The organism is Streptomyces sp. NBC_01788, assembly GCF_035917575.1.
Taxonomy (GTDB): domain Bacteria; phylum Actinomycetota; class Actinomycetes; order Streptomycetales; family Streptomycetaceae; genus Streptomyces.
This window is the reverse complement of the sequence record NZ_CP109090.1, coordinates 1066890-1079800: the sequence shown is the minus strand read 5'-3', so window position 1 is coordinate 1079800 and position 12911 is coordinate 1066890. Positions and strand designations below refer to the sequence as shown.

At 71.8% G+C, this 12911-nt stretch carries 8 protein-coding genes and 1 pseudogene; 6 read left to right on the top strand and 3 right to left on the bottom strand.

What is annotated here, in order from left to right; all coding sequences use genetic code 11:
• The first annotated feature begins 208 nt into the window (after nucleotides 1-208).
• From OIE49_RS05115 to OIE49_RS05095, 5 genes are all read left to right on the top strand, one after another.
• The gene (locus tag OIE49_RS05115) at nucleotides 209-1828 is read left to right on the top strand and encodes an MDR family MFS transporter (RefSeq protein WP_326801271.1); all 1620 of its coding nucleotides are present in this window, start codon (nucleotides 209-211) and stop codon (nucleotides 1826-1828) included.
• A 204-nt stretch (nucleotides 1829-2032) separates the two neighbouring features.
• Complete coding sequence (locus tag OIE49_RS05110; RefSeq protein WP_326801270.1) at nucleotides 2033-2887, top strand: class I SAM-dependent methyltransferase; 855 nt, start codon at nucleotides 2033-2035, stop codon at nucleotides 2885-2887.
• A gap of 438 nt (nucleotides 2888-3325) precedes the next feature.
• Complete coding sequence (locus OIE49_RS05105; protein WP_442812342.1) at nucleotides 3326-5632, top strand: AbfB domain-containing protein; 2307 nt, start codon at nucleotides 3326-3328, stop codon at nucleotides 5630-5632.
• Between the two features lie 39 nt (nucleotides 5633-5671).
• Nucleotides 5672-7516: a glycoside hydrolase family 76 protein gene (locus OIE49_RS05100; RefSeq protein ID WP_326801269.1), complete on the top strand. Its 1845-nt coding sequence runs from the start codon at nucleotides 5672-5674 to the stop codon at nucleotides 7514-7516.
• A gap of 150 nt (nucleotides 7517-7666) precedes the next feature.
• Entirely contained in the window at nucleotides 7667-8038 is a 372-nt protein-coding gene (locus tag OIE49_RS05095) for an FKBP-type peptidyl-prolyl cis-trans isomerase (RefSeq protein WP_100567543.1), read from the top strand.
• 66 nt (nucleotides 8039-8104) lie between these two features.
• Here OIE49_RS05095 and OIE49_RS05090 read toward each other — a convergent pair whose 3' ends face one another.
• Together OIE49_RS05090 and OIE49_RS05085 are read right to left on the bottom strand one after the other, a co-directional pair.
• A complete protein-coding gene (locus OIE49_RS05090; protein ID WP_326801268.1) occupies nucleotides 8105-9181 on the bottom strand; it encodes a fatty acid desaturase family protein in 1077 nt (358 codons plus the stop codon).
• A gap of 136 nt (nucleotides 9182-9317) precedes the next feature.
• Nucleotides 9318-11309, bottom strand: a complete 1992-nt coding sequence (locus OIE49_RS05085) for a SpoIIE family protein phosphatase (RefSeq protein ID WP_442812211.1) — start codon at nucleotides 11307-11309, stop codon at nucleotides 9318-9320.
• A 637-nt stretch (nucleotides 11310-11946) separates the two neighbouring features.
• On the opposite strand from OIE49_RS05085, the pseudogene OIE49_RS37050 reads away from it, so the two are divergent.
• Nucleotides 11947-12153, top strand: a pseudogene (locus tag OIE49_RS37050) (helix-turn-helix domain-containing protein); the annotation flags it as partial.
• 25 nt (nucleotides 12154-12178) lie between these two features.
• Here OIE49_RS37050 and OIE49_RS05075 read toward each other — a convergent pair.
• Nucleotides 12179-12886: a MerR family transcriptional regulator gene (locus OIE49_RS05075; protein ID WP_326801266.1), complete on the bottom strand. Its 708-nt coding sequence runs from the start codon at nucleotides 12884-12886 to the stop codon at nucleotides 12179-12181.
• Between the last annotated feature and the right edge of the window lie 25 nt (nucleotides 12887-12911).

Sequence of the window (12911 nt, the reverse complement as noted above, 5' to 3'; positions counted from 1 at the left end):
TACCGTCCGGCAAGTAATTTACTTAACGGCCGGTAGGTGACCCTTCGTCGGCCGTCGCTGTCGCACACCTCCGCTCCTCGGCCCTCCTCGGGCACCATCCGGAGCGAGGTTCTCCCCGTGCACCGTCCGTCTTCGCGGGCGCTGGGGGCGGTGTGCCACGTGCGGCCCGCCACCTGCCAGAACTCCAGCTTTCAAGAAAGGCAGTCCCATGTCGTCGACCGCAGCCCATCCCGACCAGGAGTCACCGCCCCGCTTCACCCACCGCGAGATCATGGTGACGATGAGCGGTCTGGTCATCGCGCTGCTGCTGGCCATGCTCGACAACATGATCGTGGCTCCCGCCCTGCCGACGATCGTGGGCGACCTGGGCGGGCTCAATCACCTGGCATGGGTGACCACCGGCTACATCCTGGCCTCCACCGCGGCCACTCCCATTTGGGGCAAGCTCGGCGACCTGCTCGGCCGCCGGATCACCTTCCTGTCCTCCATCGTGATCTTCCTCATCGGCTCGGCGCTGTGCGGCATGTCGCAGAACATGGGGGAACTGGTCGGCTTCCGTGCGCTCCAGGGCCTGGGCGCGGGCGGCCTGATGGTGGGCGTCATGGCGGTGGTGGCCGAGATCGTGCCGCCGCGTGAGCGCGGGAAGTACCAGGGCGTGATGATGGCCGTGATGCCGGTCGCCATGATCGGCGGTCCGCTGGCCGGCGGTTACATCACCGACCACCTCAGCTGGCGCTGGGCCTTCTACGTCAACCTGCCGCTCGGCGTGGTCGCGCTGCTGGTGTGCTGGTTCACCCTGGCCAGGCTGCCGCGCGGCACCGGCCGCGTGCGCATCGACTGGACCGGGGCCGCCCTGCTCACCGTCTGGATCACCGCGCTGGTCCTGATCACCAGCTGGGGCGGCAACGAGTACGACTGGTCCTCGGCGATGATCATCGGCCTGGCGGTACTCACCGTGGTGGCCTTCGCCGCCTTCGTGCTCGTCGAACGCCGCGCCGCTGAGCCGATCATGCCGCTGTCGGTCTTCGGCAACCGCAACTTCTCCCTGGCCGGGGCGCTCAGCTTCATCGTCGGCTTCGCCCTCTTCGGTGGAGTGACCTTCCTGCCGCAGTTCCAGCAGTTCGTGCAGGGCTCCTCCGCCACCAACAGCGGCCTGCTGCTGATGCCGATGATGCTCTCCTCGATGGTGCTCTCGCTGGCCGGCGGTGCCGTGATCAGCCGCACCGGCCGCTACCGCAGCCTGCCGATCGCCGGCAGTGTCCTGATGGCCGTCGGTCTCGGCCTGTTCGCCACCATGGACACCGGTACCTCCCGCACCGTCACCTCGCTGTACATGGTCGTCCTCGGTGCCGGCATGGGCTGTCTGATGCAGACCACCATGCTGATCGCGCAGAACAACGCCCCGCTGAAGGACATGGGCGCCGCCACCGGCGCCGCCACCTTCCTGCGCAACATGGGCGGTTCCCTGGGTGTCTCGCTGCTGGGCTCGGTCTACGCCACCACCCTCACCGACTCCGTCGTCTCCCACGGCGGAATGGCGGCGGGCTCGGGTGGCTCGGCCTCGGTGTCGCAGATGACGCCGGAGGTGCTCAAGAGCCTGCCCGAGGCGGCCCGCCAGGTGTTCCAGCGGGCCGTCACCGACGGTGTCAGCTCCGTCTTCACCTGGGGCGCCGTGGTGGCCTGCGTGGGCCTGCTGATCGCCCTGTTCATCCGCCACGTACCGCTGCGGGGCTTCGACGCCCCGGCCGGTGGCGACACCGCCGCGAAGCCCGGAGCGGCCCTGGACGACCAGGCGGCGACGGCCGGCGCGGCCCCGGCCGGCGGCTGAGGGCCCAGCACCGTCGCACGATGACGCACCAGCGCGAGAGCCCTGCGGTCCGACAGGAACCGGCAGGGCTCTCGCACTGCTGCTCGTGCTCGGCGGGGGCGGGTCGCGGGGGCGCGGAAACTCGGAGGCGCCGCCGCCCGGTGTCTCGTACGATCGGCGCGCACCGACCGTCGAGTACCACTGCCGAGTACCACCAAGGATCTTGTGAACCACTCCGATCTCCGCGCCAAAGTCCCTTCGCTCGCGGCCGGCATGGCCGCCGCCGAGCACAGCCCGGACGTCCAGTTGTCCCAGACCCGCCACCGTGCCGCGCTGGTGGCGGGCTGGCGCATCCCTCCCGGCTCGACCGTTCTCGAACTGGGCTGCGGGCAGGGCGACATGACCGCCGTCCTGGCGGAGGCGGTCGGACCCGAGGGGCGCGTGGTGGCCGTCGACGTGGCCGAGCCCTCCTACGGGGCGCCGGTCACGCTCGGGGAATCGGCGGCCCGGCTCACGGCGGGCCCCCTCGGGCCGCGTATCGACTTCCGCTTCGGCACGGACGTTCTCGACCCGTCGGTCGGCTTCCCTGAGGGCGCCTTCGACCACGTGGTGCTCGCGCACTGCTCCTGGTACTTCGCCTCACTCGGGCAACTGCGGGACACCCTGGTTCGGGTGCGTCCGTGGGCGCGGCGGCTGTGGTTCACCGAGTGGGACATGACGCCGGCCTCCGACGGGCAGCTGGCCCACCTGCTCGCCGTGCTGATCCAGGGCCAGATCGAGGCCGGGGGCTCGCGCGGCGAGGGCAACGTCCGCACGCCCTTCTCCCGTGAGGCGTTGCTGCGGCTCCTGCCCGAGGCCGGCTGGACGGCGGACGGCAGCGGTCCTGTCGACACCGGAGAACTTCAGGACGGCGACTGGGAAGTCGCGGCATGCCTCGAACTGGCCGGATCACAGGAGCGCCTGGCCGTGCTGCCCGAGCCGGTGCGACAGCTCGTCCTGAGTCAGGCCGACGTCCTCCGGGCCCTGGCGAAGCCGCGCGGCAACCGTGCGCTCGCCGCGTATTCGGTCACCGCGCGCTGACACACCGCCCCAGCGGCGAGCCGGTCGAACCGAAGCCGATGTTCGACAATGCGCGCGGCTGGGGCCGGTCCGTTCATGCTCGTCGCTTGTTCCTCAACTCCGTTGCCTGTCAGTCCCGTTGACGCCCCCTGTGCTCGGTACTACCGTTTGAGAGCGCTCTCACAGCGCGCCCGCCCACGTCCCCCCGCACCGCATCGCACCCCATCGCACCGCACCGGGCGGGATTCGGGCTCACGACCCGGACAGGGAAACCCCTCCGGCGAGTCCGGGCCTACGCCGCCGCGCGGGAGTGGGGCGACCTGCCGTTTCTACTGTCATGTACGGGACAGCACTGGCGCATCAACCCCCCCACAGCACACAACGGGAGTGACAACCGTGGCGAGACGCCTGACCCCCTCGAAATTCCCGTTCCCCCGCCCGCGGCAGGCCCTGCGGCGCCTGGCGGCCTGCGGCGCGGCTCTGGTGGTGGCCGCCGCCGTGCTCGTCGTGGACGGCGCGGCGCCGAGCCGTGCCGCCACCGCGGCCTGGGCCCCCAAACCCGCGCCGATGACGACGCCCTGGACCAACCAGGTCCGGGTCGACGCCCCGCTGCCGGAATACCCCCGGCCGCAGCTCACCCGCCCCGACTGGCTCAACCTCAACGGCATCTGGGACTTCGCGGTCACCTCCCGCGACGCCGGACAGCCCGCCGTCTTCGGTGAACAGATCCGCGTCCCCTTCGTCCCCGAGTCCGCGCTCTCCGGTATCCAGCGCAAGATCACCCAGAACGACCGGCTCTGGTACCGGCGCACCTTCACCGTGCCCACGGGCTGGAGCGGCCGACGCGTCCAGCTCAACTTCGGCGCCTCCGACTGGGAGACCACCGTCCGGGTGAACGGACAGCAGGCCGGAGCCGTCCACCGCGGCGGTTACGACGCCTTCAGCTACGACATCACCCCGCTGCTCAACGGCGGCACCAACACGATCGTCGTCTCCGCGTACGACCCGACCGAGACCGGCGGCCAGGCCATCGGCAAACAGCGCATCCAGGACGTCACCCCGCACTCCGGGCACAGCATCGTCTACACCGCCTCGTCGGGAATCTGGCAGACCGTCTGGCTGGAGCCCACCGCGGTGGCCCGTATCACCCGGCTCGACATGGTGCCGCGCCTGGAGGACAACACCCTGCGGGTGACCGTGCGCGCCGCCGGAGCCGACGGGGCGGGCGTCAAGGTCACCGTCTCCTCCGGCGGAACGCCCGTCGGCAGCGCCACCGGCACAGTCGGCACCGAGTTCGCGGTGCCCGTGCCCGGCGCCCACCTGTGGACGCCCGAGGACCCCTTCCTCTACGACGTCACCGCCGAGCTGACCGGCGGCGCCGGCGGCGACCGGGTCGGCAGTTACGCCGGTATGCGGTCCATCGCCGTCAAGGACGTCGACGGTGTGCGCCGGCCGGTCCTCAACGGCCGGTTCGTCTTCCAGACGGGCACCCTGGACCAGGGCTTCTGGCCGGACGGCATCCAGACCGCGCCCACGGACGACGCCCTCCGGTTCGACCTCCAGAAACACAAGGACCTCGGCTTCAACATGGTCCGCAAGCACATCAAGGTCGAACCGCAGCGCTGGTTCTACTGGGCGGACCGGCTCGGGCTGCTGGTGTGGCAGGACATGCCCTCCATGGACAGCTCCAAGAGCCCGGACAGCGCGGCCCGCACCCAGTGGGAGAACGAGTACCGCGCCATCATCGACCAGCACCGCAGCTCCCCCGCGCTCATCCAGTGGGTGGACCAGAACGAGGGATGGGGCCAGTACGACCAGGCCCGCGTCGCCGACATGGTCAAGGCCTACGACCCCTCCCGCCTGGTCGACAACATGAGCGGCGTCAACTGCTGCGCGGCCAAGGACGGCGGCAACGGCGACGTGATCGACAACCACAACTACGTCGGCCCCGGCAACACCCCCGCCGAAACGGTGCGTGCCTCGGTGCTCGGCGAGTACGGCGGCCTCGGCTACCGGGTCCCCGGCCACGAGTGGTACCCCGGCGGCGGCTGGGGCTACGAGGACCAGCCGAGCCAGGCCGCCCTCAACGACCGGCTGGTCGGGCTGCTGGACGGAATGCGGGAGAACTCCATGCCCGCGGCCGGGCTGTCGGCGGCCGTCTACACGCAGATCACCGACGTCGAGAACGAGACCAACGGCCTGATGACCTACGACCGGCAGGTCGTCAAGGTCGACCAGGCCCGCGTCCGCGCCGCCAACCAGGCGCTCGTCGCGGCCTCCCGCACGGCGGGCCCGCCGGTCGGGCTGCCGGTGGGGCAGTACGTGTCGATCCGCGTCACCACCAGCGGCTACACCAACCGCTACGTCCGGCACTACGACGGGCTCGGCTACACGGAGGCCGTGGACGCGGGCAGCGGGACGGTGCTCAAGCAGGACGCCACCTGGAAGGTGACGCCGGGGCTGGCGAACAGGCTCTGCTACTCCTTCGAGTCCCGCAACTACCCCGGCGAGTACCTGCGCCACCGCGACTTCCGCGTCCGGCGCGAGGGCGGCGGCGACACCGTCTACCGGGAGGACGCGACCTGGTGCCCGGTCCGCAGCGGCAGCGGCGTCCGGCTGGCGGCGTCCAACTTCCCCGGGCAGTACCTGCGGCACATCAGCGCCGAACTGTGGCTGGCCCAGGCCGGCGGTTCGCACGCCTGGGACAACCCGGCCACCTTCACCGAGGACACCACCTGGGCGATCGAGGCGCCCTGGGCCCCCTGAGTCCGGCCACCGCCCCGACGCGAAGAGGACGGAACAGACATGTCAGTAAGTCAACACCGCGTACCCCGCGGACTGGTGGCCCTGGTGCTGGCCCTGTCCGGGCTGCTCGCCCTGCCCTGTGAAGCGCGGGCCGCGACGCCGGTGTGCGCGCTGGCCTGCGACACCCTCGCCCCCTCCAAGGCGGCCCAGGAGACCTTCCCGGTCCCCGACCGGAACATCAACGGCCGGATCCTTCGACTGCATGTCTCCGAGGCCGACGACATGGCCTGGGCCAGTGTCGACAACGGCGTCACCGGTGACGCGGTCTGGCTGGACCGCTCCTGGGACCGGGGCGCCACCTGGGACGGACTGCTGGGCAAGGCCGCCATCCCCGGCACCTGGACCGGGACGCGCACCCTCATGTACAACGTCACCGACCCGGTGGGACACAGGCGCGGCTGGGTCCGGGCCTGCGGCGACGCGAACGCGGTCACCTGCACCGACTGGTTCCGCCCGCAGGTCTGCGACGGCACCTCCTGCGACGGCGCCGACCCGGCCACCGCGGCCGGCGACGAGCAGCCCGTACCGGCGACGACCCTGTTCGGGCGCGCCATAAGCCTTCACATGGACCAGCGAGGCGGCATGGCCTGGGGCGTCATCGGCAACGGCGGCGCGGGCGACGAGATCTGGCTGGACCGCTCCTGGGACGAGGGCGCGACCTGGCCCGAGGGCTCCTCCCTGGGCCGCACCTCGGTGCCGTCCGGGCGGACGGGCACCCGGACGGCCATGTTCGCCACCCGCGACCCGCGCGGCCTGCTCTACGGCGGAGCGGTCCGCGCCTGCGGCCGTGAGGCGGCCCACCAGGAGGGCAGCTGCACGGCGTGGGCCAGGCCGGTGCCCACCCGGGCCGCCGCGGCGGCCGATGCGCTCATGGCCTCGTACCAGACCAACGAGGGCTGGTGGCGGAGCAGTTGGTGGAACTCTGCGGTGGCGATCACTGCGCTGGTCGACTTCGCCCAGCACACCGGGCGGCACGATTACGACTGGGCCGTCGCGCGCACCTTCGAACAGAACAACGGCGTCTTCCCCGCGGGCGGGCGCAGTTCGGATCCGGTCGAGGGGCACTTCGTCAGCCGGGCCATTGACGACGCGGCGTGGTGGGCGGTGGCCTGGGTGGCGGCCTACGACCACACCCATCAGCGGCGCTATCTGGACGAGGCGGTCACCATCACGTCCTACGTCCAGCAGTACTGGGACCCGGGCACTTGCGGCGGCGGTGTCTGGTGGGACCGGGAGCGCACCTACAAGAACGCGGTGACCAACGGGCTGTACCTGGTGTTGACGACGGCACTGCACCAACGGCTCGCCGGTGACACGCTGTGGGGCGGCCGGGCGCGTACGGCGGCCGACTGGTACCTGAACAGCGGGCTGATCGACGCCGCCGGCCTGGTCAACGACGGACTGACCTCGGGCTGCGCCAACAACGGCCAGACCGTATGGAGTTACAACCAGGGACTGGCCATCGGCGCCTTCACCCAGCTCTGGCGCGCCACCGGCGAGAGCCGGTACCTGACCACCGCCCGGCGCCTCGCCGACGCCGCGCTGTCGGCGCCGGAACTGACCCGCGACGGGGTGCTGACCGAGTCCTGCGACACCGGCACCCGCGCGTGCGACGACAACCAGAAGCAGTTCAAGGGCATCTTCGTCCGGCACCTGGCCGACCTCGCGGACGCCACCGGCTCTGCGGCCTACCGGGCGTACATCGCCAAGCAGGCCGACTCCCTGTGGCGCACCGACCGGGACCCGCTGAACCGGCTCGGCCAGCGCTGGGCGGGCACCGGCCCGAACCAATCGGACTGGCGCACCCAGGCCAGTGCCCTGGAGGCGCTCACGGCGGCGCAGTAGGACCGGCCCGGTGCGGTCCGTCCATCCCTGACGGGCCGCGCCGACCGCCGCGTCGCACCGCGGCCTTGTAGCGTATGCGGGTAACTGCACGGAGTGATCATGGCCGGTGCGTCCGCACGGAGATCTCCGGCCGAAAGAAACGAGGTTGCGATGAGCCTGACGAAGCCCGAGGTCGACTTCCCCGGAGGCGACGCTCCCGACGACTTGCAGATCAGGGACATCGTCGTCGGGGACGGAGCCGAGGCGAAGGCCGGCGGCATGGTCGAGGTCCACTACGTCGGCGTCACCTTCGCGTCCGGAGAAGAGTTCGACGCCTCCTGGAACCGGGGTCAGCCCTTCCGGTTCCCGCTGGGGGGCGGCAGGGTCATCAAGGGCTGGGACCAAGGTGTCGAGGGGATGCGGGTCGGCGGCCGACGCGAGCTCATCATTCCCCCGCACCTCGCCTACGGCGACCAGTCGCCCAGCCCGCTGATCCCGCCGGGCTCGACGCTCATCTTCGTCGTGGACCTGCTCGGCGTCTGACGGGACGTCACCGCTGCCCGGCCCCGCGCGTCGAGCGGGGGGCCGGGCAGCGCCGTTCGCCTGCCGTCAGGACGCCTCGCGCCGACGCCTGATGGGCTCGCCCACCCGGTGCAGGTGGGTGAGTGCCTCGCGGTAGGACTGGAACAGGCCCGTCTCGTGGTACGGCACGTCGATCTCCGCGCAGTACGCGCGTACGACGACCTGGGCCCGTCGCAGATGAGGGGTGGGCATGCTCGGGAACAGGTGGTGCTCTATCTGGTAGTTGAGCCCGCCGAGCATCACGTCGGTGAGCCGGCCGCCCCGCACGTTGCGGGACGTGAGCACCTGGCGGCGCAGGAAGTCGGGGCGGTCGTCGCCGGTGAAGGTGGGCATGCCCTTGTGGTTCGGGGCGAACGTGCAGCCGAGATACACACCGAACAGGCACTGGTGCAGGACGAGGAACGCCACGGCCCTGCCGGGGGAGAGCACCAGGAACAGCGCGGACAGGTAGGCCGCCATGTGAAGGAAGAGCAGAGTGCCCTCCAGCAGGCGGCTCTTCATCGACGGTGAGCGCAGCGCCCGCACGCTCGCCACATGCAGGTTGAAACCCTCCAGCGTCAGCAGCGGGAAGAACAGGAACGCCTGGTGGCCGCCGATGAAGCGGGCCAGGCCGTTGCTGTCGCGGGCCTGCTCGGTGGACCACACCAGGATGTCCGGGGCGACATCGGGGTCGAGTTCCTCGTGGTTGGGGTTGGCATGGTGGCGGGTGTGCTTGTTCATCCACCAGCCGTAGCTCATGCCGATGCCGAGGTTGCCGAAGAGCCGGCCCCAGATCGCGCTCGCGCGACGCTTCGGGAACACTTGCCGGTGCGCCAAGTCGTGGGCCACCAGGGCGACCTGGCCGAACATCAGGGCCATGAAGGCGGCGACCGCCAGTTGCCACCAGGTGTCGCCCAGCGCGACGAAGGCCGCCCAGCCCGCCGCCAGCAGCCCGATCACCAGACCGAGCCGCACCGTGTAGTAGCCGGGCCGCCGCCGCAGCAGACCCGCCTCGGTGATGCGCTGCGACAACCGGGCGAAGTCGCTGCCGGCGTCGGGGCGGGATCTGCGGTCACGCACGGCGGCCGGTGCGGTCGTGACCGGGGCGTCGGAGGAAATCGTCATGCGGGCGAGTCTGGCTGCGGCCGTTCCCTCGCCACCAGCCTGTCAGCCGGAGGCCTCGTGGGGGGCCGGGCCCCCGCCCACCCCGGGGGTTGCCCCCACCCCTGTACGGCCTGAGCTGGGCATTCGCCGGTCCGTGTCACTGGGGGCAGGCCTGGCGGACGCGGGCGATCAGCAGCGCGACGTCGTCGTGGGAGTCGGGGTGGTGCAAGGCGTCCAGCAGCAGATCGCAGGTGTCCTCCAGCGGGGGCTGGGGACCGGCAAGCCGGTCGAGCAGCGCCTCGAGCCGGGTGTCGAGGGCCTGGTCACGCACCTCGACCAGGCCGTCGGTGTAGAGCGCCAGCCGGTCCCCGGGGGACAGCGCGATGCAGGTGGACCTGAAGGAGACGCCCCCGACGCCGAGGGGCGCGCCGGTGGGCAGGTCCAGCAGTGCGGGTGCGCGGTCCCGGCGGATCAGGACCGGCGGCAGATGGCCGGCGGAGGAGAGGTGGCAGCGGGACCGGTGCGGGTCGTGCACGGCGTAGACGCAGGTGGCGAAGCGGTGGTCGAGGTCCGAGGTCGTGCGGTCCAGGTGCTGGAGGAGGGCGGCGGGGTCGAGGTCGAGCGTGGCCAGGGTGCGCGTGGCGGTGCGCAGTTGGCCCATGGTGGCGGCGGCGTCTATGCCGCTGCCCATGACGTCGCCGATCACCAGGGCGGTCTTTCCGCCGGGCAGCGGGACGACGTCGTACCAGTCGCCGCCGACCTCGTAGGCGGCTCCGGCGGCCCGGTAGCGGCAGGCGATCTCCAGGCCGGGCCGGTGGGGCGGTCGCAGCGGCAGCAGGCTGCGCTGGAGGGTCTCGGCGGTCTGCCGCTGCTGCTGGTACCACAGCGCGTGGTCGATGCACACCGCGGCGCGGGCGGCCAGTTCGACGGCCAGGAGTACGTCGTCGCCGTTGAACGGGACCGGGTTGCGGGCGCGCGCCAGGTCCAGGACGCCGAGCACCCGGCCGCGCACGATCATGGGCACCGCCAGATAGGAGTGCACCCCGGCGCGGGCCAGAACCGTGGCCGCGCTCTGGTCGGCGGCGATGCGGCCCAGGTCCGCGCTGTCCACGTGGGGGACGAGCAGGGGGCGCCCGGAGGCCGCGCATTGGGTGACCAGACGGTCGGGGCCGTAGCGGGCGATCTGGCCGGCGCGGTCGGCGGCGCCGGTGGCGGGTGTGGGATAGGCCGCTGCCACCGCGAGGGCGCGGAAGAGGAGGTCGCCGCCGCCGGAAAGCACCTTGGAGGGGCCCTTGCCCTCCAGAACGGCGTCGAGCACGTCGACCGCGGCCAGGTCCGCCAGGGCCGGCACGCACATCTCGGCCAGTTCTCCGGCGGTGGTGTCCAGATCGAGGGTGGTGCCGATGCACGCGGAGGCGTCGGCGATGCGGGCCAGGCGCTGCCGCGCCGCGATGGCCTCGGTGGCCGCGAGATGCTGCTCGGTGATGTCCACCAGCGACACGGCCAGGCCCAGCACCCGCCCGGCGGCGTCCTCCATCCGGTAGTACGAGGCCGACCACGAGTGGTCCCGGCCGGGGTCGGAAGGGGTGGGGGTGACGACGACCTGGGCCAGTACCGGTGTGCCCGTGGTCAGCACCTGCCGCATCGCGGACTCGATGGGGTCCGCGTCCAGGAAAGTGAGGACCTGGCGGACGGTGCGGCCGACATGGTCCCGGGCAGGCACTCCGTTGATGCGCTCCAGGGCCGGGTTGACCACGATGTACCGCAGGTCCGTGTCCAGGACCGCAGGCCCGATCGGGGACTGGGCGATCAGCTGCGAGGACAGGGCGAGGTCCCGCTGCACGCGTTGCAGGATCTCGTGCTCCGTGATCACGCCGAGCCTGCAGTGCTCACCGCGCTCTCCCTGGAGCTGCACGCTGTGGCACTCCATCAGCCGCGTGCTGCCGTCCTTGTGCCGGGCGGGGAAGACCCCCGCCGCCCCCTCCTGCGCCCTCACCCGGGCGAACAGGCCCGTCACCTGCTCCAGGTGCTTGCCGTCGACCAGCAGCCGGCGCGCGGACCGGCCCAGGGCCTCCTCCGCGGTGTAGTCGAACAGCTGCGCCGCCTGCGGGCTCCACCAGATGATCTTCCCGTCCGTGTCCAGGACCACCGCGGCGAGATTCAGGACGTCCAGGAGAGCGCCCGGCAGCGAGGGGAAGCCCCCGACCGGTCCGAGGTCGGTCCGGACGGATTCGGCGACACGCCCACCGCGGCGGGGCTCTCGTGCTGGTCCGGCCCGTTCCGGCCGACACGTCCATCGTCCCTCCGGACCGGCCGCCCCGCAGCTTCCCCCGAAGCCGTCCGACGACCGCCGCACCGCCGGCTGCCGGGGGAGCGGACGGTGAGGGAGGCCGCGGGTGCCGGCGGATGCCGGCACACGGGAGGAACACGCAGGTCAGCCTCATATGCAGGGGATCGGCGCAGTTTGGGCGTATGCGCGGCGACTCCATGAGACCGTGAATGTCACGACGCCGGGCCCCCGGCCACCGCGCGCTGAACTCACCCGTCCCCGGAGCGACATGGTGACGACGCCCCTCCGACTCCGGCGGCTCCTGGCCGCCGTCGACATCTCCCGTCCCGACGGCCCCCGGGAGGCACTCCGGCTCGTGGAGGACCTCTACCACAGCGGGGACTTGGGAGACCTCGGAGAACCAGCTCGACCGGGCCGGCGCCCACCCGTTGCTCGCCGAGCTCCCCGCCTTGATCCACCTTCCGCGGACGGTGGGCCGGCGCGTCGCGCTCAACGCCTGAGCTGGTGGCGGATGACCACGGCCGGCCGGATCCTCCGCAGCGACGACGACGCACCGCTCCAGAGCGTCGCCGAGCGCGTGGGCTACCGCTCCGAGGTCGCCTTCAACCGCGCTCTCAAGCGCGAGTTCGGCGTCAGCCCGGGCGCCTACCGGCGGCGGGGCGCCGCCTCGCGGGACCGCCGCTCCGAAGACCGCTCGGCGTGAGCACGGCCGCCTGACGGGCCCCCGGTCAGTCGCTCGACCGGCCGGGGCCGTGGGGGCCCGGCTTGCCGTGCTCCGGCCGCGCTTGTTCCTGGTCGCACGTGGTGGTTCCGAACAGGCGCCCGGACTTGTCCTCCTGGGCGAGGCGGCGCAGGGCGAGCAGGGCGGGCTCCAGGAGGACGGTCACCACCACGGCGCGTTCGGCCTGCTCCAGCGGGCCGGACAAGCCGTTGAGCTGCTCCAGGTCGAGCTTCGACATCTTGTCGACCAGCTCGGCGTACGGCAGCAGCGTCCGCCAGTCGATGCCCGCCCCCAGGTCGGCGAGGGCGGCCAGCACGCCGCCCAGCTCCCCGATCGCGGACGTCTTCTCCTCCACGTCCCACCCCATCTCGGCCACCAGCCGGAGCGCGTCGGCGGCGCCGGGCGGCGCGGGCTGCTGCGACTGCTCCTCCTCGGCCGTGAGCGCGGCGGGACGGGCGTTGATCACGATCCCGAGGATCTGATGCAGGTCGCCCTCGTGAGTGATCGCCGACAGAATCTCCTTCGTCGCGCTGACCGACAGGTGCCGCACGCTGATCAGGGTGCGGATCAGCCGGAGCCGACGCAGGTGGTCCTCGTCGTAGACGGCCTGGTTGGCGGCCGTCGCGTGGCCCGGGGGCAGCAGCCCGTCCCGCAGGTAGTACTTGATCGTGGGGATGGTCACCCCACTGCGTCGGCTGAGTTCCGAGATCTTCATCGATTCACTCACTCACGGGATGAAC